The organism is [Flexibacter] sp. ATCC 35103, from assembly GCF_001975985.1.
GTDB lineage: Bacteria > Bacteroidota > Bacteroidia > Flavobacteriales > Flavobacteriaceae > Flavobacterium.
On the sequence record NZ_MTQF01000011.1, the window covers coordinates 148,330 to 171,599 of the forward strand.

The following is a 23,270-nucleotide window of genomic DNA, read 5'->3' on the forward strand; positions in this document are numbered from 1 at the left end:
AAATTCAGAAATAAGAGAAAAGCCTTTCTTCTTTGCTCTTTATTCTATTCTCTAAAAAAATAAAGAAATATGAAAATTAATTGCCAGAATAAAATCATCATTTTACTAGTATTGTTTGTTGTCCAGGTTTCGTTTGCTCAAAAGAAAAAAGAGGAAACAATTGGTACTGAAACAGTAAATGTGGTAAAACCCTATTCGCCAACAATTTCAGATGCTTTTAAGGTAAAGGAAACTCCTTCGCTGGATGATACCGGAAATCAGCCAAAAGAAACGATAAAATACAGTATTTTGTCTGTTCCTGTGGCTTCTACATTTACGCCTTCTAAAGGAAAAGCTGAAGGTGTTGAGAAATCAAAAAAAGAAAAATTGTTTAATAATTACGCTACTTTAGGAGTAGGAAATTACGGAACTTTAAATGCTGAATTATTCGTAAATCAAGATTTGGGAAACAATGATTATGTTGCGGGAATGTTTCGTCATCATTCTTCGCAAGGCGGAATCAAAGGTGTAGATTTAAATGATGAGTTTTATGATACAGCATTAAATGTGGCATATGGTGTAAACAATCGCGATATGGCTTGGAATGTTGAATTAGGATATCAAAATCAATTGTATAATTGGTATGGTTTGCCTGCAGAATTTGGATCGACTTTAGCGGGACAAACGCGTGATGATTTAATAAGAAGTATCAATCCTAATCATTCTTATAATACAATTGATTTAGGCGGAAATATTGAATTTAACGAAGGGATTTTTAGTAAAATCTCTACTAAATTCACCCATTTCTCAGACAGCTTTTCTTCTTCAGAAAATCGTTTTTATGTAAAACCTTCTTTCAAGGTAGAAGTAATGGATCAATCGATCAATACAAACATTATCGTGGATCATGTAAGCGGATCTTTCGAACATAATTATGCAAGAGATAATACGCAACCTTTAAAATACAGTTTGACTAATTTTGGGATTGAACCAAGTTTTGTAATTCTTGAAAACGACTGGACATTAGAATTAGGAGCAGGATTGTTCTATGGTTTAGATTCTGAAAACAGCGGAAACAAATTTTATATCTATCCAAAAGTAAATGCCTCATATAAATTGGTAGGTGATTTAATGATTTTTTACACGGGAGTAAATGGTGGTTTAGAACAAAATTCATATGCTGATTTTGTAACTGATAATCCGTTTTTATCTCCAACATTAAATATGCGTCCAACAAGTAATCAGTATACTGTTTTCGCAGGGTTAAAAGGTAAATTGGCAAACAATATCAATTATAATCTTACTGGTTCTTACCTAAACGAAAAAGACAAAGCATTATACAAAGGGAATGATTATACAGAGGATTTCTCTAATCAGAATTATGCTTTCGGAAATTCTTTTGCGGTTGTTTATGATGACGTAAGAACCTTCCGTTTTTATGGAGAGCTAAAAGCTGATTTTTCAAGAAATGTATCTTTTGGTATCAACGGAACTTTTAATAGTTATAAATATGATGGTATAGAAGCGTGGAATTTACCATCGATGAAAATAAGTTCAAATCTTGATGTAAATATTACAAAACAATGGTACGCTGGCTTAAATGTTTTCTTTGTAGGAGAACGTAAAGACATGCAGTCTAATCTGGCTTTAGGAACAGATCCGGTAATTACAACATTAAAAAGTTATTTTGATGCCAATGCGCATTTAGGATATAAATATAACGAACGTTTGACTTTTTTCCTGAAATTAAACAATATAGGGAATCAGGCTTACGAGAAATGGCTTAATTATCCTGTACAAGGATTTCAGGTATTAGTAGGAGGAAATTATAAATTCGATTTCTAAAAGATATTTGCACAAAAACGTTACGACACAAACTTTTTTTAGCCACGAATTCACGAATAATATTAATTAATTCGTGAATTCGTGGCTAACTTTTTTTTACGATCTTTGCGACTTAGCGCCTTTGTGGCAAAACTACAATATGGAATTCAAACAAAAAATACATTCTCATTATTTGCAAATGGTCCAAGACCGAATAGATGTTTTTAGGGACATGATTTCGGCTTTGACCGAAGATTCTAAAAATGATGCTAAAGGTTCTGCCGGTGATAAGCATGAAACGGCTTTGTCGATGATGCATATCGAACAGGAAAAACTTACCAATAAACTAAAAGAAGCCATAACCCAAAAAGCAGTTTTAGACAAAATTGATGCCTCAAAAACTACTGAAAATATTATTTCAGGCAGTTTGGTAAAAGCTAACGGAATTTACTTGTATGTGAGTGTAGCGCTTCCTAAAATCGCTATTGAAGGTACAAATGTTATTGCACTTTCTCCACAATCTCCACTTGGTTCTCATTTGATGGGAAATAAAGTTGGGTTTACTTTTGAAATTAATAAGACGCATTATATTATAGAGAGTGTTTTGTAATTTTTGTGTAGTCCCTACGAGACAATTTTATTTTGCATCTTTTGTTTTTTTTCTACCAACATTTAACTCCTAAAGGAGTATTTTTTTTTGAAGATTATATTAAATATGCTACCAACTTATTTACCCGTAAGAAATATCTCGTAGAGATTAAATATTGGTATACGATTAATATTTAACTCCTAAAGAAGTGTTTTTTTTGAAGATTATATTAAATAAGCTGCCAATTATTTACCGATAAGAAATATATCTCGTAGAGATTAAATATTGGTATGCGAATAATTTTTAACTTGTAAAGAAGTATTTTTTGAAGATTATATTAAATAAGCTGCCAATTATTTATCGATAAGAAATATATCTCGTAGAGATTAAATATTGGTAGACAAAAATGGCGACACGATAAAATTGTCCCGTAGGGACTACACCTTAATTAATTTCCTCCTAGTATAAACTTCGAAAAGATTGGATAAACAATAATTTCTGAAGAGCTTCAATCCTCGTCTTTGTGAATTTTTCAATGATTCTGAATTATTGTAAAATTTAATTCAAATATCTCTTTAAAATATTGCGTTTTAAGTTTTGATTAACCTCGAAATTGAAATTTTAAAGTTATGGGTAATATTTTATGTTAAAATTTTACATTTTATATGTAAAAACAAAATTATGGTTTAAAATTATAACTGAAATTAATGTTTGTGTTTTTCAATTGTAACTGTTAATGCATCTTTGCCTTATCAAAATAAAATTAATAAAAAAAATATATAGTTATGTGTGGAATCGTATGTGCCTTTGACCTAAAACAAAAAGCTGAAACATTAAGACCTCAGGTATTAGAGATGTCTAAAATCATTCGTCACCGCGGACCGGACTGGAGCGGAATTTACAGCAATGATAAAGCAATTCTTTCTCATGAGCGTTTGGCGATTGTAGATCCGGCTTCAGGAAAACAGCCTTTATTTACAGAAGATAAAAAATTGGTTTTAGCTGCAAATGGTGAAATATACAACCACAGAGAATTGCGTAAACAATTTGAAGGAAAATATAACTTTCAGACTGAAAGTGATTGTGAGGTTATCTTGGCTCTTTACAAAGAAAAAGGACCTCATTTTGTAGATGAAATGAACGGAATCTTCGGATTTGCGATCTATGATGTAGAGAAAGATGAATATTTTATTGCTCGTGACCATATGGGAATTATTCCGTTGTATATTGGTTGGGATCAACACGGAACTTTCTACGTAGCTTCTGAATTGAAAGCTTTAGAAGGATATTGTACAAAAATTCAATTGTTTCCTCCGGGACATTATATGACAAGCAAAGACGGTGAATTTGTACAATGGTACAAAAGAGACTGGACTGAATATGACGCAGTAAAAGACAACGAAACTAGTATTCCGGCAATCAAGGAAGCACTTGAAGCAGCAGTTCACAGACAATTGATGAGTGATGTGCCTTACGGAGTTTTACTTTCAGGAGGTTTAGATTCGTCTATTACATCGGCTGTAGCCAAAAAATTTGCACAAAAACGTATTGAATCAGATGATACTACTGAGGCCTGGTATCCGCAATTGCACTCTTTTTCAGTAGGATTAGATGGTTCTCCGGATTTAGCAGCAGCTCAAATTGTTGCCAAACATATTGGAACGATTCACCATGAAATCAAATTTACAATTCAGGAAGGTTTAGATGCGGTTCGTGATGTAATTTACAACTTAGAAACGTATGATGTAACAACTGTTAGGGCTTCGACACCAATGTGGTTAATGGCGAGAGTTATTAAATCAATGGGAATCAAAATGGTATTGTCAGGAGAAGGTGCTGATGAGTTATTTGGAGGATATTTATACTTTCATAAAGCACCAAACGCAAGAGAATTTCACGAAGAAAACGTTCGTAAATTAGGTAAACTACACATGTACGATTGTTTACGTGCAAACAAAAGCTTAGCTGCTTGGGGAATCGAAGGTCGTGTACCGTTCTTAGATAAAGAGTTTATGGATGTGGCAATGAGAATCAACCCGCAAGATAAAATGATCAACAAAGAACACCCTATGGAAAAATGGGTAGTTCGTAAAGCTTTTGAAGATATGTTGCCGGAAAGTGTGGCATGGAGACAAAAAGAGCAATTTTCTGACGGAGTAGGATACAGCTGGATTGATACTTTGAAAGAAGTGGTAGCCAAAGAAGTTTCAGATGAACAATTGGCAAATGCGAAATACAAATTCCCATTACAAACACCAACTTCTAAAGAAGAATATTACTATCGTTCTATTTTTGCAGAACATTTTCCTAGTGATGCGGCAGCTTTATGTGTGCCTCAGGAAGCAAGTGTGGCTTGTAGTACAAAAATTGCTTTAGAGTGGGATGAAGCTTTCAAAAACATGAACGATCCTTCAGGAAGAGCCGTTGCAAGCGTTCATGATGATGCTTATGCAAAAGCATAAAAAACAATTTTAGAATTAGTATATATTATATTTCTTGAAAGACGTTCTCAATCCTGAGAGCGTTTTTCTTGTCTAATAATGTTAAATTCTATTATTTCAGCGACTTGAAGATAATTATTTAAGTTTCTTTTTTATATTTGGCATTCATCGAAATAAAATTAGATTGCTTGTATTGTAGCTGTTTAAGTACAGAAAAGTTGAGGTTTGTATTTGGTTTAGCTCAAAATTAGAAAAATATAATAAATTTTATGCTTGGTTTATTTCCTAATAGTCCTAAGTAAAAAATTAAAATAAATAAAAAAATAGAATAGTATGTCTGGAATATTGGCCGTTATTGGTAAAGGAAAAGACCCGCAACTCGTGAAAGAGCTTTCTACAAGAATGTCACATCGTGGTCCTGATGAGAGTGATTTACATATTATGGAAAATGGCAGTATTATTTGCCATGAAAGTTTGTCGATTATTGATCTTAAATCGGGCAAACAGCCTATTCAGGGAACGAATAAAGCCTGGATGGTGCATGATGGAGAAATCTATAATTATCAGGAATTAAAAGATACTGTTTTAAAAGATCATAGTTTTAGAACAAAATCAGATTCTGAAGTAATCGTACACCTGTACGAAGAATTTGGATATAAGTTTTGTAATATGCTTGACGGTGATTTTGCTTTTGTAGTCATTGATGGAGATAATTATATTGCAGCGAGAGATGCAGTTGGGGTTAAGCCTTTATATTACGGACTGGACGAAAGAGGAAGGATTTATTTTTCTTCAGAAATGAAGTCAATTGCAGATCAATGTAAATCGTTTTCAACTTTTCCTCCCGGGCATTATTATACCGGTAAAACAGGTTTTGTAAAATATTATAATCCGGAATACGAAGATCATTCTAATGCTAACAAGTCGTTAGATCTTGATTTGGTCAGAGAGTCCTTGATCGAGGCTACCCGTAAGCGTTTGATGAGCGAAGTTCCTGTTGGGGTTTTGCTTTCAGGAGGTTTAGATTCGTCATTGACATCTGCGATTGCAGCTCGATTATTAAAAGAAAACGGTAAAAAGTTAAAATCATTTTCTATAGGTTTAGATGCAGATTCGCCAGACAATATTGCAGCAAGAAAAGCGGCTGAATTTTTAGATACAGAACATCATGAAATACATTTTACTGTAGAAGAAGGTGTTGCTATTTTAGAGAAAGTAATTTATCATATTGAGACTTACGATATCATTTCGGTAAGATCTGGAGTTCCTATGTACTTATTAGCAAAAGCAATCGCTGATCAGGGCGTAAAAGTAATTCTTTCCGGTGAAGGTGCTGATGAAGTTTTTGGAGGTCATTTGTATTTTAGAAATGCACCCTCTGCAGAAGAATTTCAGGATGAAACAATCGAAAGAGTGCAGAAATTATTTACAGCTGATTTGCTTCGTGCCGATAAAACGACAATGGCACACGGATTAGAAGCCAGAATTCCGTTTTTAGACAAGGAATTTCTAGATGTTTCTATTCGAATAAAAACAGAAGAAAAGCAACCGAAGACTTACGATAATATTGAAAAATATATTTTAAGAAAAGCATTTGATACACCTGAAAATCCATATTTGCCAACTGAAATCTTATGGAGACAGAAAGAACAGTTTTCTGATGGTGTAGGATATAATTGGGTAGATGAATTGATAGAATATTGTTCCGGACAGATTTCTGACGACCAATTAGCCGGTGCAAGTGCTGAATTTCCATATAATTCGCCAACTACAAAAGAAGCTTATTTGTACAGATCTATATTTCATAAATTTTATCCACAGGTAAGTGCTGCACAAACAGTTCGAAAATGGATACCGAAATGGCAGGAAAACCAGGATCCAAGCGGAAGAGCTAATGCAGCTCACGTAAAAGCCGATATCGAAATTTCGAAGGCAGGAGTAACGGTTTAGAAATTCAAAAAAATAAATTCCAAATATCAATTTGGTGTGAAATAACAGAAATCCGAAACCACATTTCAATTGTTGGTTTTGGATTTTTTTATGTTATTTCTATTTTTAGAATTTAGAATTTGTGAAAATTAGAATTTAAAGTCAGCTTTTGTCGTTTTTTGTGGTTTTTTGCACAATAGTGTTAATAACTTAAGTGCTTTAAATGGTATTTTAACGGATATATAATTTGCGTTTTTATATATTTGCGTGTTAGACAATAATTACATTTTTTTAGAATAAATTATATGAGCGAAGAAATCAAGAAGAACAATTATTCAGCAGATAGTATTCAGGCATTAGAAGGAATGGAGCACGTAAGAATGCGTCCATCGATGTATATTGGAGATGTGGGAGTTCGAGGGCTGCATCATTTGGTTTATGAGGTTGTTGATAACTCTATTGATGAGGCGATGGGAGGACATTGTGATACCATTGGTGTTGCAATCAACGAAGACGGTTCAGTAACAGTTGAAGATAACGGTCGTGGTATTCCAGTTGATTTACATAAAAAAGAAGGTGTTTCGGCACTTGAAGTAGTAATGACTAAAATTGGTGCCGGAGGTAAATTTGACAAAGATTCTTATAAAGTTTCAGGAGGTTTACACGGTGTAGGGGTTTCAGTTGTAAATGCACTTTCAGTTCATATGAAATCTACTGTTTTTAGAGACGGTAAAATCTACGAACAAGAATACGAAAGAGGTAAAGCAATATATCCTGTTAAACAAATTGGAGAAACAGATAAAAGAGGTACACGTCAGACTTTTTATCCTGATGATACTATTTTTACCCAGACTATAGAATTCTCTTATGATACTTTATCAGCTCGTATGCGTGAGCTTTCTTTCCTGAATAAAGGAATTACAATCACGTTTACAGATAAAAGAGAAGTAGATGAAAAAGGCGAATTTAAAGTTGAAGTTTTTCACTCTGATGAAGGTCTTAAAGAATACATTCGTTATTTAGATGGTAACCGTGAGCCAATTATTTCTCACGTAATCAGCATGGATCACGAAAAAGGTGAGATTCCGGTTGAGGTTGCCTTGATTTATAATACAAGTTATACAGAGAATATTTTCTCATACGTAAATAATATCAACACGCACGAAGGAGGAACGCATTTACAAGGTTTTAGAAGTGGTTTAACAAGAACCCTTAAAAAATACGCTGATGCATCCGGAATGCTCGATAAACTGAAATTCGAAATTGCAGGAGATGATTTCCGTGAAGGATTAACAGCTATTATTTCGGTAAAAGTTGCAGAACCACAATTCGAAGGACAAACAAAAACTAAACTTGGAAACAGAGAAGTAGTTTCTCCGGTTTCTCAGGCAGTTGGAGAAATGTTAGAGAATTATTTGGAAGAAAATCCAAATGATGCCAGAATCATTATCCAAAAAGTAATTTTGGCTGCTCAAGCCCGTCACGCTGCTAAAAAAGCACGTGAAATGGTACAGCGTAAAACCGTTATGGGTGGCGGTGGATTACCAGGAAAACTTTCAGATTGTTCTGAGCAGGATCCTGCAAGATGTGAGGTTTACCTTGTCGAGGGAGATTCGGCTGGTGGAACAGCAAAACAAGGTCGTGATCGTAACTTTCAGGCGATTTTACCATTACGTGGTAAGATTTTGAACGTTGAGAAAGCGATGCACCATAAAGTATTCGAAAATGAAGAGATTCGTAATATCTTTACCGCTTTAGGAGTTACCGTAGGTACTGCAGAAGATAGTAAAGCCTTAAATCTTGAAAAACTAAGATATCATAAAGTAATCATCATGTGTGATGCCGATGTCGATGGTAGTCACATTTCTACCTTAATATTAACATTCTTCTTCCGTTTCATGAAAGAACTAATCGAAGAAGGACACGTTTATATTGCAGCACCACCTTTATACTTAGTTAAAAAAGGAAACAAGAAAGAATATGCATGGAACGACGTTCAGCGTGATCAGGCCAATGAGAGAATGGGAGGAAGTGCAGCGATCCAACGTTATAAAGGTCTTGGAGAGATGAACGCGGAGCAGTTATGGGAAACCACAATGGATCCAAGCTTTAGAACTTTACGCCAGGTAACTATTGATAGTTTAGCCGAAGCCGATAGAGTTTTCTCAATGTTAATGGGAGATGAAGTTCCGCCACGTAGAGAATTTATCGAGAAAAATGCAGTTTACGCAAATATCGATGCATAATAAATTTTAATCCTCAATTCGTTTAATTGTTTAAATTTACTTAGACGATTAAACGAATTGTCGATTTATCAAATAAACAAATTAATTAATAACCGATAAAGTATAAAATATGAAAGTTACCATTGTAGGAGCAGGAAATGTTGGAGCTACATGTGCAGATGTTATTTCTTATAGAGGAATTGCAAGCGAAGTAGTGTTGTTGGATATTAAAGAAGGTTTTGCCGAAGGGAAAGCGTTGGATATTATGCAATGTGCGACAAATACAGGTTTTAATACCAAAGTATCTGGCGTAACCAACGATTATTCTAAAACTGCCGGAAGTGATGTAGTTGTAATTACATCAGGAATTCCGAGAAAACCAGGAATGACTCGTGAAGAATTGATTGGTATAAATGCAGGAATTGTAAAAACAGTTGCTGAAAATGTATTGAAATTTTCTCCAAATACTATAATTGTTGTAGTTTCTAATCCAATGGATACTATGACTTATTTAGCTTTAAAATCTACCGGATTACCAAAAAACAGAATTATTGGTATGGGTGGAGCGTTAGATAGTTCTCGTTTCAGAACCTATCTTTCATTAGCTTTAGATAAACCTGCAAATGATATCTCAGCAATGGTTATTGGTGGTCATGGTGATACGACTATGATTCCTTTAACTCGTTTGGCATCTTATAATGGAATTCCGGTAACTGAATTTCTTTCAGAAGAAGTATTACAGAAAGTAGCTGCTGATACAATGGTTGGCGGAGCTACTCTTACAGGTCTTTTAGGAACATCAGCATGGTATGCGCCAGGAGCTTCTGTTGCCTTTCTTGTAGATAGTATTTTAAACGATCAGAAGAAAATGATTGCATGTTCTGTTTTTGTTGAAGGAGAATACGGACAAAATGATATATGTATAGGTGTGCCATGTATAATTGGTAAAAACGGAGTAGAAGAAATTTTAGACATCAAATTAAATGACCAGGAAAAAGCCTTATTTGCTAAAAGTGCAGATGCGGTTAGAGGTATGAATGATGCTCTAAAATCGATTTTAGTATAAGGATTTTCGAAAAAAAAGGAAAAGACTGCACTTTTGCAGTCTTTTTTTTAAGATTAATTAATAAATAAATTGGTTAATCTTTTCGTTAATTATATATTTGCTCGGTTTAAAAAAAATGTGGTAATTCGTGATCTCGATTTTTTAGTTTTAAAAACTCATGTCAGGACTTATTTTATGGGACTTTAAAACAAAAACAAACAATAAAACATAATTAATTTTTAGTAATAATGCAGAATAAAGGACTTATTAAATTTTTCGCAATTCTATTTGCATTGGTAAGTATTTACCAACTTTCTTTCACTTTTGTGGCAAATAACGTCAAAAGTGAAGCTAAAGCTTTTGCAGGAGATAATCCTGACAAGGAATTAAAATATTTAGATTCTATTGGTAAAGAAAAAGTGTTGAACCTTGGTTTTTCGGATTTTACTTATAATGAAGTAAAAAACAAACAACTTAATAAAGGTCTTGACTTAGAAGGAGGAATCAACGTGATTCTTCAAATTTCTATTAAAGATGTTTTAAAAGGTTTGGCTAACAATTCTAAAAATCCGGTATTTAATAAATCATTAGCTGATGCATCTGCAAATTTAGAAGGAAACAAAACCTATTTAAATAAGTTTTTTGAAGCTTTTGAAGCGAATTCAAACGGAACAGTGAAATTAGCTTCACCTGATATTTTTGCAAACAGAAGTTTACAAGGAGAAGGTGGAATCGATTTTCAAATGTCTGATTCGCAAGTTCAAAAAGTAATTAAAAGAAAAGTTGATGAGTCTGTTGAAAGTGCTTATAAAGTATTAAGAGAGCGTATCGACAAATTTGGTGTTACACAACCAAACATTCAAAAATTAGGAGAAACAGGAAGAATCTTAGTAGAGCTTCCGGGTGCGAAGGATGTTGATAGAATTAAAAAATTATTAGGTGGAAAAGCTCAATTAGAGTTTTGGGAAACTTATAAAGTTGAAGAAATTGGAAACTTTTTAGTAGCTTCTAACGAGGCTTTGAAAAAGACTGAAATCAAAAAAACAGAAACTAAAACTGTTGCTAAAGATTCATTGAATGCTTTATTAACTGATGCTAAAGATTCAGTTGAGACTAAAAAAGGAAACAACCCATTATTTGACAAAATGTTAGGTCAGGGTGGCGGACCGGTTTTAGGTTACTTTGCAACAAAAGATACTGCTGCTGTAAACGGATATTTTAAAAGAGCTGACATTAGAGTTTTATTGGCTGCTGACCAACATAATGCAAAATTTGTATGGAGTAAACCAACTACTATAAAAGATGCAAAAGGAAAAGATCTTGAAGCTGTAGAATTATATGCTTTAAAAGGTAACAGAGATAACGTTCCTGCAATGAGCGGTGGTGTTGTTACTGATGCAAAAGATACTTTTGACCAATTAGGAAAACCAGCTGTTTCTATGCAAATGAACAGCCAGGGTGCTAAAGTTTGGGAAGAATTAACAGGTAGAGCTTTCTCTCAAAAAGGTTATATTGCTATTGTTCTGGATAATATCGTTTATTCTGCTCCTGGTGTTACAAGTGGGCCAATTGCTGGTGGAAGATCTGAAATTACAGGTTCTTTTGATGTTGCTGAAACTAAAGATTTAGCTAACGTATTAAATGCAGGTAAATTACCGGCTTCTGCTGATATTGTTCAATCAACTGTTGTAGGACCATCTTTAGGTCAGGCTGCAATTGATGCAGGTACAATTTCATCTGTATTAGGATTTTTATTAGTTTGTTTATGGATGGTATTCTATTATGGTAAAGCGGGTTGGTATGCTAACCTTGCCTTATTATTGAACTTACTTTTCTTATTCGGAATTATGGCAAGTTTTGGTTTTGTATTAACATTACCAGGTATTGCAGGTATCGTACTTACATTAGGTACAGCGGTAGATGCGAATATTATTATATTTGAAAGAGCAAAAGAAGAATTACGTGAAGGTAAATCTTTATCTGAAGCAGTTACAGAATCTTACGGATGGCACGGAGCAATGCGTTCTATTATCGATGCGAACGTAACGCACGTTTTAACTGGGGCTATCTTATTTATTTTTGGAACAGGACCAATTAAAGGTTTTGCTTTAACTTTACTTATTGGTATCGTAACGTCAATGTTTACATCAATTTTTATCGCTAGAATTTTTATCGACAGAAATATTGCTGGAAAAGCTGATTTGACTTTCTCTACAAACATTACTAAAAACTGGTTTACTAATTTCCACTTTGACTTTATTAAAATCAAAAAATTCACTTATATCTTCTCTTCTATTGTAGTTGTAGTAAGTTTAACTTCTATTTTCTTTGTGAATGGATTAGATGAAGGTGTTGATTTTGTTGGAGGAAGAACTTTCCAGGTTAAATTCGAAAAACCAATTGATGCTACAACAGTTTCAGATGAATTATCTGCAGCTTTTGGAACTCCGGTTGAGGCTAAGATTTTAGGTGATGATGATCAATTAAAAATCACTACAAAATATAAAATTAAAGAAGATGGTGTTGCTATCGACGAAGAAGTGAATCAAAAATTATACGCTGCTTTGCAAAAGTATTATCCAAACACTACTTACGATAAATTCATCAACTCATTTGATGGTAAAAGAATCGGTGTATTGCAAGCTTCTAAAGTTGGAGCTTCTATCTCTGAGGATATCAAAACTAACTCATACTGGGCAGTTCTTGGTGCAATGGCGGCTATTTTCTTATACTTAATGGTTTCTTTCCGTAAATGGCAATATTCATTAGGTGCGATTGCAGCTGTAGCGCATGACGTTATCTTTGTATTAGGTATCTACTCTTTATGTTATAAATTCATGCCTTTCCATATGGAAATGGATCAGCACTTTATCGCTGCAATCCTTACTGTTATTGGTTATTCTATGAATGATACCGTAATTGTATTTGACAGGGTTAGAGAGTTTATTATCGGTAACCGTAAAGGTACTTTTGAAGATATTGTAAATGCTTCTATTAATACTACATTATCAAGAACGTTGAATACGTCATTAATGATGATCATTGTATTATTGACAATGTTTATCTTTGGTGGAGAATCTATCAGAGGATTTATCTTCGCGATGTTAGTAGGTATTGTTGTGGGAACTTACTCTTCATTGTTTATCGCTACACCAGTATTGGTAGATACGATTTCAAGTGATGAGAAACACACAATCGAAGAAAAACACAAACAAGCATAATTGCAAGTTTATATAAATTAAAAAGACCCAACGAAAGTTGGGTCTTTTTTTTGTGCTATGTGTCAACATCAATATGCTAAAGTTTAAAATACATTTAAGTGTACTAAATCTTTGGAGTTAAGAAGGAGTAACAAATTGAAAAGATTCTATTAATGCTTTAGGAAGTTAGTGAGTTAATGATAATAGGTGTAGAAAAACAATAGCAAAAGGTTTATTTTAGTTGATGTTTTATTGCTAAGAGTTTCAGTGAAAGTAAATGAATCTTGGTTTGATATTCGCTTAATTGGTTAGCTATTTAATGCAGAATTAGAAGATGTGAAATATCGGTAATAATGCAAGAAATGTTGAATTAGGTATTCTTTGAGTGCTTGTAAATAAAAAAGCCCAATACTTTAAGGTATTGGGCTTTTTTATATTTTGATTGTATTTTATGATTCTGCTAATGGATTTCTTTGTGCTCTAATAACAAAGAATAGCCCTATAATGATAAAAGGGATACTTAGCCATTGTCCTGTTGAGAAAATGCCTAATTCATTCTCAAATCCGCCCTGGCTTTCTTTTACAAATTCGACTATAAAACGTACTACAAATAACAGAACAAGGAAAGATCCAAATAATAATCCAGATTTAAGTCTTGCATTTGTTTTCCAGTACATGAAGAAAAGAACTGCAAAAACAAAAATATAAGCAATTCCTTCGTATAATTGAGTCGGATGTTTTGCAGGAACCTGAGCTAATAAATCAGCAAATTTAGGATCTGTAGCAATTGCAGTATAAGCTGCTTTTGGATCTGCGATTTGTGTTGCATTTACAGCTTCAGATTTGCTGAACTGATCGTGTAAAAAGCGAATACCAAATGCTGAATCAGTTACTTTTCCTATAATTTCTGAATTAAAAAAGTTTCCTAAACGAACAAAAATCGCACCGCTTGCAACCGGAATTACAACACGGTCCAAAATCCATAATAAAGGACGTTTTAAGATCATTTTGCTGTAGTAATACATCGCAACAATAATGGCAATTGCTGCACCATGACTGGCTAATCCCTGAAAACCTGTAAATTCAAATTTTGGTTCAAATCTAACCGGTAAAAAGATTTCAAGTAAATGATTTCTAAAATATTCCCAGTCATAGAATAAAACATGTCCTAAACGTGCTCCTATCAAAGTAGCTAAAACAGTCCAGACAAATAAAGAATCTAATTTTTCAAGTGATTCATTTTCGCGTTCGAAAATCTTTTTCATTATGAACCAGCCTAAACCAAAAGCGATTACGAACATTAAACTGTAGTAACGAATCATAAAAAATCCTAAATCGATTCCTTCAGAAGGATTCCAAATGATATTTGAGGAAAGTGTCATATTTTAAATTTGTTTGTTTTGTATGTAAAAATAAATATTAAAAGTAAAGTTGCTCTTTATAAAAAGTTAATGTTTATGTGAACATTTCTTTTCAGGAACAGGATCATAACCGGTTCTTCCCCATGGATTGCAGCTTAAAATTCGTTTTATTCCCAAATATCCGCCATAAAATAAACCATGAGTCTGTAAGGCCTGAATCATGTATGTTGAACATGTAGGTTCAAACCTGCAACTTGCCGGTGTAAAAGGCGAAATTGCAGTTTGATAAAAGCGAACTAATAAAACAAATGGAGTAGTTACTTTCATGATTTATTAGAAAATGAATTGATTATATAGAAAAGCTTGTGCCTTCTTTTCCGTCTTTCAACTGAATGCCTAAAGCAATCAACTGATCGCGAATCTGGTCAGAAAGAGCAAAGTTTTTATCAGCTCTGGCTTGATTTCTCATGCCAATAAGCATGTTTACGACACCCTCTAATTTATCATTATTAGCATCGGCACCTTTGTCATCACTCAGGCCTAAAACATCAAATACAAACGCATTAATTGCAGTTGTAAATAAAGCTAGGTCTTCGGCAGAAATCGTTTCTTTTCCTTCTTTCAATAAATTGATATAACGAACAGCTTCGAACAATTGAGCGATTAAAATTGGAGTATTAAAATCGTCATTCATGGCATCGTAGCTCAATTGTTTCCATGAAGCAATATCAATAGAACTAGTTGCACTTGTTGATATAGTTGGCAATGCATCAACAGCTTCCATTAATCTTTTATATCCTTTTTCGGCAGCAACAATAGCATCGTCAGAAAAATCAAGAATACTTCGGTAATGCGCCTGCAACATAAAAAATCGAGTTACAGATGCAGAGAAAGCTTTGCTCAAAATAGTATTATCTCCGCTTAAAATCTCTCCCGGAAGAATATTATTTCCAGTAGATTTTGCCATTTTCTTTCCGTTAAGGGTAAGCATATTGGCGTGCATCCAGTAATTTACCGGAGACTGACCTGTACAAGCTTCGTTTTGTGCGATTTCACATTCATGATGCGGGAATTTTAAATCCATTCCGCCACCGTGAATATCAAAATGATTACCAAGATATTTGGTACTCATTGCCGTACATTCAAGATGCCAACCTGGGAAACCATCGCTCCATGGCGAAGGCCATCTCATGATATGTTGCGGTTCTGCTTTTTTCCAAAGAGCAAAATCCTGTGGGTTTCTTTTGTCAGACTGGCCATCAAGATCACGGGTATTAGCTAGCATATCTTCGATATTTCGGCCACTTAAAACTCCGTAATTATTGGTTTCGTTGTATTTTACAACATCAAAATAAACAGATCCGTTGGCTTCATAACCAATTCCGGTATCAATGATTTTTTTGATGATTTCGATTTGTTCAATAATATGTCCTGTAGCTGTTGGTTCGATACTAGGCGGTAAAAAGTTGAAAGACTTCAGGATATCATGAAAATCTACTGTATAACGCTGAACAACTTCCATTGGTTCCAGTTGCTCTAAACGCGCTTTTTTAGCGATTTTATCTTCTCCTTCATCAACATCATCTACAATATGGCCTACATCAGTAATATTTCGAACATAGCGAACTTTATAATCAAGATGTAAAAAATACCTGAATATAACGTCAAAAGACATAAAAGTTCTAACATTTCCTAAGTGTACATTGCTATAAACCGTAGGTCCGCAAACATACATTCCAACATTTCCTTCATGGATTGGTTTGAAATTTTCTTTTTCACCTGAAAGTGAATTGTATATTTTTAGTGGCTGCGTTGTATATAAAGGCATATTTTTTTTGCTGTTTAACCGTTTAATTGTTGATTTGTTTAATCGTGTAAACGTTTTTTTTGTTTTTAATTTGATACGTATTATTCTTTTGAAAGATAGTACTTTTTTAAACTGTTTATCTGATTACAGATTTTCTCAATTTTTTCGCGAGACTCTACATATTCAGTTTCGGACACATAATTTAAATCTTTTGAAATAATTAAGTGGTTCAAGGTTTCCATCGCTGATGAATATGAGATCGTTAAAAAATGAGCTTTATCTTTATTCGTATTTCTCGAAGTTCCTTCTGCAATATTTGTCGCAATTGATGCGGAACTTCTTTTTATTTGAGAAGTTATTCCGAATAATTCATTTGATGGAAATTTACCAGTTAATTTATAAATATCCAAAATAAACATTCTTGAGTTTTGCCAAACTTCTAACTTTTCAAATGAAAAAGTATACATGTGTGTTTTGGTTTAATTGTTAATTTGTTTAATCATTTAACCGTAAATTCAGATTTGCAATGAAGCGATTAAACAAATTAACGATTTACCAATTAAACTAGAACTGAGTGTCTAATTTAATATAATCTAAAAATTCTCTTTTTGTTTGAGGATCTTTGAATTTTCCACCAAATTCAGATGTTACTGTACTGCTTTCGATATCTTTAATTCCTCTTGAATTTACACATAAATGTTTGGCATCGATCACGCAGGCAACATCTTCAGTACCTAATGCTTTTTGCAATTCCTGAACAATTTGCATGGTCAAACGCTCTTGAACCTGAGGTCTTTTAGCATAATATTCTACAATTCGGTTCATTTTTGATAAACCAATAACTCTTCCGCTGGAAATGTAAGCAACATGAGCACGTCCTATAATAGGTAATAAATGGTGTTCGCAGGTAGAATAAACGGTAATGTTTTTCTCGACTAACATTTCACCGTATTTGTAATTATTGTCAAAAGTCGAAGCTTTTGGCTGTTTTGAAGGATTAAGACCACCAAAAATCTCTTTTACAAACATTTTTGCTACTCGGTTTGGAGTACCTTTTATGCTGTCATCAGTTAAATCCATTCCTAAAGTCTGTAGGATGTTTTCAACATCTTTTTTTATTCTTTCTATTTTTTCATCATCACTTAAGTCAAAAGCATCCTGTCTTACAGGGTTTTGAGCGTTGCTGCTAAAATGATTGTCTCCTGTTTCGTCTAAAAAATCTTCGTTATTTATCATTAAAAACTACTATTAGTATGGGTATATCTTTTTAAGGCGGTAAAGATAATTAATAAAAAGCAAACCTTTTCTATCGTTTTTACTATTTAATTGATGGTTTTTGGATATAATTTAAATTAAATCCAAAATGCTGTTTTTTTAAAATACAAAAGACAATAACATAGCCTGTTATTGTCTTTTAAGAGTGTTATTTTGTAGTGCTTATTTTTTGTTGTAAACCAAAAGAGCTTCTTTTAAAATATTTACGGCGGTCACTAAATCTTTTTTATTCAGCACATAAGCAATTCTAACCTGATTAAGTCCCATTCCGGGAGTCGAATAAAATCCGGCAGCCGGAGCAACCATCACGGTTTCTCCGTTTAAATCATAAGTTTCAAGAAGCCATTGTGCAAAATCATCAGCATTTTCTATTGGCAATTGTGCAATGCAATAAAAAGCGCCTTTTGGTTTGGTAACAATTACGCCTTCGATTTTATTCAATTCAGTAATCAAGGTATCACGACGGCCTTTATATTCTGTAATTACTTCATCAAAATAACTTTGTGGCGTATCTATTGCAGCTTCACAGGCAATTTGCTCAATTGTAGGCGGACTTAAACGTGCCTGTGCAAACTTCATCACCGTTGATAAAACATCTTTATTTTTAGTTACCAGACATCCAATTCTTGCGCCGCACATGCTGTAACGTTTTGAAACAGAATCAACCATGATCACATTTTGCTGTACATCTTCAAGATTCATTACAGAATAGTGAACATCATCACCATCATATAAAAATTCACGATATACTTCGTCAGCGATTAAATACAAATCATGTTTTTTTATTAAACCTGCAAGTTGTTTAATCTCTGATTCTGAATATAAATAACCCGTTGGATTACCGGGATTGCATATTAATATCGCTTTTGTTTTTGGTGTAATCAATTTTTCAACATCTTCAATACTTGGCAGTGCAAATCCAGTTTCGATCGTCGAAATCACCGGAATTACAGTTGCGCTTGTAGAAGATGCAAAGGCATGATAGTTAGCATAAAAAGGTTCCGGAATAATAATTTCGTCACCCGGATCTGTAATTGTGGCTAATGCAAACAACAAGGCTTCAGAGCCACCAGTAGTAATAATGATGTCTTCTGAGTTAACATTTACGTTTTGACGTTGGTAAAATTTAGCTAATTTTTTTCTATAACTTTCATATCCGGCAGACGGACTGTATTCGATAAGAGTTAAATCAATATTTTTTACCGCCTCGATGGCCACTTCGGGTGTATTGATATCCGGTTGACCTATGTTTAAGTGATACACTTTCTTCCCTTTTTGTTTTGCAGCATCTGCAAAAGGAGCAAGTTTGCGTATCGGTGATTCGGGCATGTTTCTGCCTTTGTGTGAAATTGTTGGCATGAGTTTAATTATTGAAGTGCAAATTTGCATTTTTTTTTCGAATTTAACGTAAACATTACAGGTACTTATTAAAATGTAACAATTATCAATATTTTTAGTAATTTTATCATAAAATATTATCAATGAAAAAATATTTCATGTTGTTTTTTGGGCTTTTGGCATCTTTGCCAGTGATGTCCCAAGTCGATTTTTTAATCGAAAACCACAGTAAGAAGGTTACTATTCCTTTTAAATTGATAAATAACCTTGTTTTTATTCCTATTAAAGTAAACGGTGTCGAACTTAATTTCTTGCTGGATTCCGGTGTCGAAGAAACGATCTTGTTTAGTATGGAAGATAAACAGGAAGTTAGTTTTAAAAATGTCGAAAAAATAAAACTAAAAGGTTTAGGCAGCGAAGAAGAAATTGAAGGCCTTAAATCAGCAAATAACATTTTAGAAACTCATGGTTTAAAATCAAACAGCCAATTGGTTTATATTATTTTAGATCAGAGTTTTAATTTGTCGTCTCATATTGGTATTCCTGTTAATGGTATTATTGGGTACAAATTTTTTAAAAATAATATTGTCGAAATCAACTATCAGAAAAAGAGATTAGTGGTGCATGCAAACAATGAAGAAACCCGTAAAAGACTCCAGAAAAAATTTAAAACAATTCCAATAACCATAGAAAGATCCAAACCGTATATTTATACAACAGCAATTGTTGATACTGCCAGAATACCGGCAAAATTACTTATTGATGTTGGGAATAGCGATGCATTCTGGATTTTTGAAAATAATAAAATTAAATTGCCCAAAAAGAATTTTCCTGACTTTTTAGGTAAAGGTTTTAGCGGAGATATTGAAGGACATCGTGCTAAAATAGATAATTTTTTAATTGATGATTTTAACTTTAAAAAACCAATTGTTTCTTTTCCGGATTCAAGTTCCATTAAAAATGTAAAAATGGTTCCCGATCGGATTGGTTCTGTTGGCGGAGAAGTTTTAAAACGATTTACAGTAGTTTTAGATTATGCAGATAAGAAGTTATATCTTAAAAAAAACAATAAATTTTCAGATCCTTTCAGTTATAACAAAAGCGGAATCACGATTCAGCATAACGGACTTCAATGGGTTCAGGAAACCGTTCATTTAGAAACTGTAAAGGTGGCGACTTCTATAGAGGAATCTGGATATAATGAGAAAAGAGATGGAAATTTCCGATACAAATTTTCATTAAAACCCATTTATGAAATTGTCAATATTCGTAAAAATTCAGCTGCTGAAAAATGCGGATTACAAAAAGGGGATATTATTGTTAGAATCAATAATAATGTTCCTTATAAATATTCTTTGCAGCAAATTAATGCCCTTTTAAAATCTGAAGAAGATATATGGATTAACTTAGAAGTTGAACGAAATAGTCTTATTTTAAAATTTAGATTTAAACTTGAAGATGAGTTGTAAAGTGTTCAATTATAATTATTTAAAAATACAAATATATAATGGCAGATTGCTATTCATTTTTATGTTTTACTAAATTTTGTGAAAATTTAGCTATTAAATCATGTTTTTTGTTTAATGAACGTTATTATTTTATTATGTTTATAAAAAAATAACACCATATGGCTAAAAACTACATTAATTTCTTACAATTTGTATTGTTTTTTATTTTTTTATCGGTTTTACCTTCTCAAATGGCTGCACAATGTGCGGGAAATGACGGCATCAAAGTAATTTGTGATATTGAGAATTCTGCAAATCAAAACATATCGTTATTTTCTTTATTAGGAGGTACGCCAACACCCGGAGGGACATGGTCTGATGATAATAAATCCAGAGGATTAGATGTTTCTACCGGAATTTTAAACGGACACCTTATCCGTAGCGGCGGAACTTATCAATATACTTATACCGCTCCTGCTGTTGCCGGATGTACAGATAATAAATCTACCGTTACACTTACTATAGGCGCATATCCGGGAGTCCCTGCTCCATTTGCCACAGTATGTAGTTCTGAAGATACTTTTAATCTTTTTACAGCATTTAACAGTACCGTAATGGGGCCACATTCAAACGGTAGCTGGAAAAATAGTTCAGGAGGATCTGTAGATGCAGTAATTCCAATTACAGGTATGCAAGGATCATTTGATTTTACTTATACAGTACCTGCAGTCCCTGCCTGTGAAACAATATCTCCATCTGTAACCGTAACCGTAACGATTTTTAAAGCACCGGAACCCGGAATAGCAACTGATTTAATCTTATGCGGAAGTACGGATTTAGGCGTTTATACCAATTTAGATCTTCATACTTTGCTTTCTGGAGAAGATATGGGAGGCGAGTGGAATGGTATAGGCTTAACTTCATTAACAGATAATATTGTAAATCTTCAGGAAGTGTTTGATAATAATGGGCCCGGAGATTATATTTATACCTATACAGTTCGATCTTTTCCTGACAATAGAATTTGTCCGGATAAAACGGTACCTATAACTATTACGCTCGAAAAAAGACTTGATTTTACGGGAGCACGAATTGTAGTTTCTTCTGATATTTGCGAAGATAAGATTCCTACTGCCACATATTCAGCCACAATTACGCAAGGGCCAGCAGCGATTCCTGACGGAGAATATAAAGTGACATTTAGTGTATCCGGACCAAATGGAGGATCAGAAACTATCACAGCAAATTTTGTAAACGGTGTAATTGGTTTTCCTGTCAGTTCTTCTTATTTTAGGCAAGTAGGTACCTATATCGTAAATGTTACAAAAATTGCTGCCACAACCGGTAAGCAAGCCTGTGTAAATATTATTAATAATCTGTCAGATGATTTAATAATTAATCCATTGCCTCACTTAGATGGTGCTGTATTAACCGCACAAACAGTGTGTCAGAATAAAAGTTCAAGAGTTCAAATTTCAAATGCATCTCAATTAGCAAATGGTAATTATGACATTGTTTATAATGTAACAGGTGATAATTTTGCCACAGGGCAAACTGCCAATATTCAGGTTACAGGAGGGAATTCGAGTTTTAACATTCCGGCAAGTATAAATAGAAATAGCGGCGCTGCCACAATAACTATTATTAAAATCACCAATACAGCTACAGGTTGTTCTAATGTTGCGAATACTCAGGGTAATTTAATTATCAATCCTTTGCCAAATGCAGCAACTGTAAGTATTCAGGTAAATAATTTTTGTATTAATGATCCTGTTTCCGCTGCCGTTTCCGGATTAGGAAATTTAACAGATGCGACACTTTCGTATACACTTTCAGATAGCAACTCTTCTACACTACAAACCATTAATTTACTGGTTACAAACGGAAATGCAAGTTTTGTAATTCCTGCAGGTTTATTACTAAATACGGGTTCTACAACTATTACAGCTACTAATTTGATAAACAATATCACTACTTGTGATGTTAATTTAACGAATGTTTCTGATGCCTTTTTAATAAATCCTATTCCTGCTGCACCATTTGCAGGCGATCAGGAGTTTTGTAAAGTTGAGCGGGCCTCAATAGCGAACTTAGTTCCACGCGGTTCTCAATACAAATGGTACAGTTCTGCAACATCTGTAACGGCTCTGGCAGATACTTATATTTTAAAGACAGAAAATTTGTATGTAAGAGAAACTTCTTCTTCAAATTGTACATCAGCTCCCACAATGATTTCGGTTTTAGTAAACGATACACCGGCTCCAACTTTAAACCAGGATGGACAAAATTTTTGCGGTTTGGCAAATCCTACGATTGCTGATTTATCAAATTCAACCAATGTGCCTTCAACGGTTGCCTGGTACGATGCTGAAAACAACGGAAATTTATTGGCTTCGACATCATTGCTTGTTCACAATGCGACGTATTACGGATTCGATCTTTCGACTGTAACAGATTGTATTTCGGATACGAATCTGGAAGTTAAAGTTTCATTGATTGATTGTGATGTTTCGCAATATGACTTTTTTATACCTGACGGATTTTCACCAAATGGAGACAATGTAAATGATACTTTCAGAATTCCTGATATTGAATATTTATACCCGGATTATACCATTGAAATTTTTAACAGATATGGAAATGTAATGTTTAAAGGAAATGCCAATAAACCCAACTGGGACGGAAGAAATTCTGAATCGGCAGGTTTTGGAGATGCAATGGCGCCAAATGGAGTCTATTTTTATATTGTCAATTTTAATAAAGACAATAGAAAAGCGCAACAAGGCCGACTTTACCTAAACAGATAATT

General features: G+C 33.6%; 15 protein-coding genes. 9 read left to right on the forward strand and 6 right to left on the reverse strand.

All coding sequences use genetic code 11. The features are described 5' to 3' along the window. The first annotated feature begins 69 nt into the window (after window positions 1-69). From BXU01_RS20520 to secDF, 7 genes are all read left to right on the forward strand, one after another. The gene (locus BXU01_RS20520; RefSeq protein ID WP_083695029.1) at window positions 70-1,824 is read left to right on the forward strand and encodes a TonB-dependent receptor; all 1,755 of its coding nucleotides are present in this window, start codon (window positions 70-72) and stop codon (window positions 1,822-1,824) included. Between the two features lie 139 nt (window positions 1,825-1,963). Further along, window positions 1,964-2,413, forward strand: a complete 450-nt coding sequence (locus tag BXU01_RS20525) for a hypothetical protein (protein ID WP_083695030.1) — start codon at window positions 1,964-1,966, stop codon at window positions 2,411-2,413. 764 nt (window positions 2,414-3,177) lie between these two features. Beyond that, the gene (asnB, locus tag BXU01_RS20530) at window positions 3,178-4,854 is read left to right on the forward strand and encodes an asparagine synthase B (protein WP_083695031.1); all 1,677 of its coding nucleotides are present in this window, start codon (window positions 3,178-3,180) and stop codon (window positions 4,852-4,854) included. A 312-nt stretch (window positions 4,855-5,166) separates the two neighbouring features. Beyond that, entirely contained in the window at window positions 5,167-6,783 is a 1,617-nt protein-coding gene (gene asnB, locus BXU01_RS20535) for an asparagine synthase B (RefSeq protein WP_083695032.1), read from the forward strand. Window positions 6,784-7,067: 284 nt separating this feature from the next. Continuing rightward, a complete protein-coding gene (gene gyrB, locus BXU01_RS20540; RefSeq protein WP_055098425.1) occupies window positions 7,068-9,008 on the forward strand; it encodes a DNA topoisomerase (ATP-hydrolyzing) subunit B in 1,941 nt (646 codons plus the stop codon). Between the two features lie 109 nt (window positions 9,009-9,117). After that, window positions 9,118-10,053: a malate dehydrogenase gene (mdh, locus tag BXU01_RS20545; protein ID WP_056246268.1), complete on the forward strand. Its 936-nt coding sequence runs from the start codon at window positions 9,118-9,120 to the stop codon at window positions 10,051-10,053. Window positions 10,054-10,280: 227 nt separating this feature from the next. After that, window positions 10,281-13,253, forward strand: a complete 2,973-nt coding sequence (secDF, locus tag BXU01_RS20550; protein WP_083695033.1) for a protein translocase subunit SecDF — start codon at window positions 10,281-10,283, stop codon at window positions 13,251-13,253. Window positions 13,254-13,681: 428 nt separating this feature from the next. Here secDF and lgt read toward each other — a convergent pair whose 3' ends face one another. From lgt to BXU01_RS20580, 6 genes are all read right to left on the reverse strand, one after another. Further along, entirely contained in the window at window positions 13,682-14,614 is a 933-nt protein-coding gene (lgt, locus tag BXU01_RS20555; RefSeq protein WP_083695034.1) for a prolipoprotein diacylglyceryl transferase, read from the reverse strand. 66 nt (window positions 14,615-14,680) lie between these two features. Next, a complete protein-coding gene (gene yidD, locus BXU01_RS20560) occupies window positions 14,681-14,920 on the reverse strand; it encodes a membrane protein insertion efficiency factor YidD (protein WP_055098421.1) in 240 nt (79 codons plus the stop codon). Window positions 14,921-14,942: 22 nt separating this feature from the next. Next, window positions 14,943-16,421 (reverse strand): cysteine--tRNA ligase, encoded by a 1,479-nt coding sequence (gene cysS, locus BXU01_RS20565; protein WP_083695035.1) that lies wholly within the window; start codon window positions 16,419-16,421, stop codon window positions 14,943-14,945. A gap of 80 nt (window positions 16,422-16,501) precedes the next feature. Further along, entirely contained in the window at window positions 16,502-16,867 is a 366-nt protein-coding gene (locus BXU01_RS20570; protein WP_083695036.1) for a four helix bundle protein, read from the reverse strand. 97 nt (window positions 16,868-16,964) lie between these two features. Beyond that, a complete protein-coding gene (gene folE, locus BXU01_RS20575; protein WP_055098419.1) occupies window positions 16,965-17,636 on the reverse strand; it encodes a GTP cyclohydrolase I FolE in 672 nt (223 codons plus the stop codon). Window positions 17,637-17,837: 201 nt separating this feature from the next. Beyond that, complete coding sequence (locus tag BXU01_RS20580; protein ID WP_083695037.1) at window positions 17,838-19,034, reverse strand: pyridoxal phosphate-dependent aminotransferase; 1,197 nt, start codon at window positions 19,032-19,034, stop codon at window positions 17,838-17,840. Window positions 19,035-19,156: 122 nt separating this feature from the next. On the opposite strand from BXU01_RS20580, the gene BXU01_RS20585 reads away from it, so the two are divergent. Together BXU01_RS20585 and BXU01_RS20590 are read left to right on the forward strand one after the other, a co-directional pair. Continuing rightward, window positions 19,157-20,482 (forward strand): PDZ domain-containing protein, encoded by a 1,326-nt coding sequence (locus BXU01_RS20585; protein WP_083695038.1) that lies wholly within the window; start codon window positions 19,157-19,159, stop codon window positions 20,480-20,482. A gap of 158 nt (window positions 20,483-20,640) precedes the next feature. Then, window positions 20,641-23,268, forward strand: coding sequence for a gliding motility-associated C-terminal domain-containing protein (locus BXU01_RS20590; protein ID WP_083695039.1), 2,628 nt, complete (start codon window positions 20,641-20,643; stop codon window positions 23,266-23,268). Window positions 23,269-23,270 lie beyond the last annotated feature (2 nt).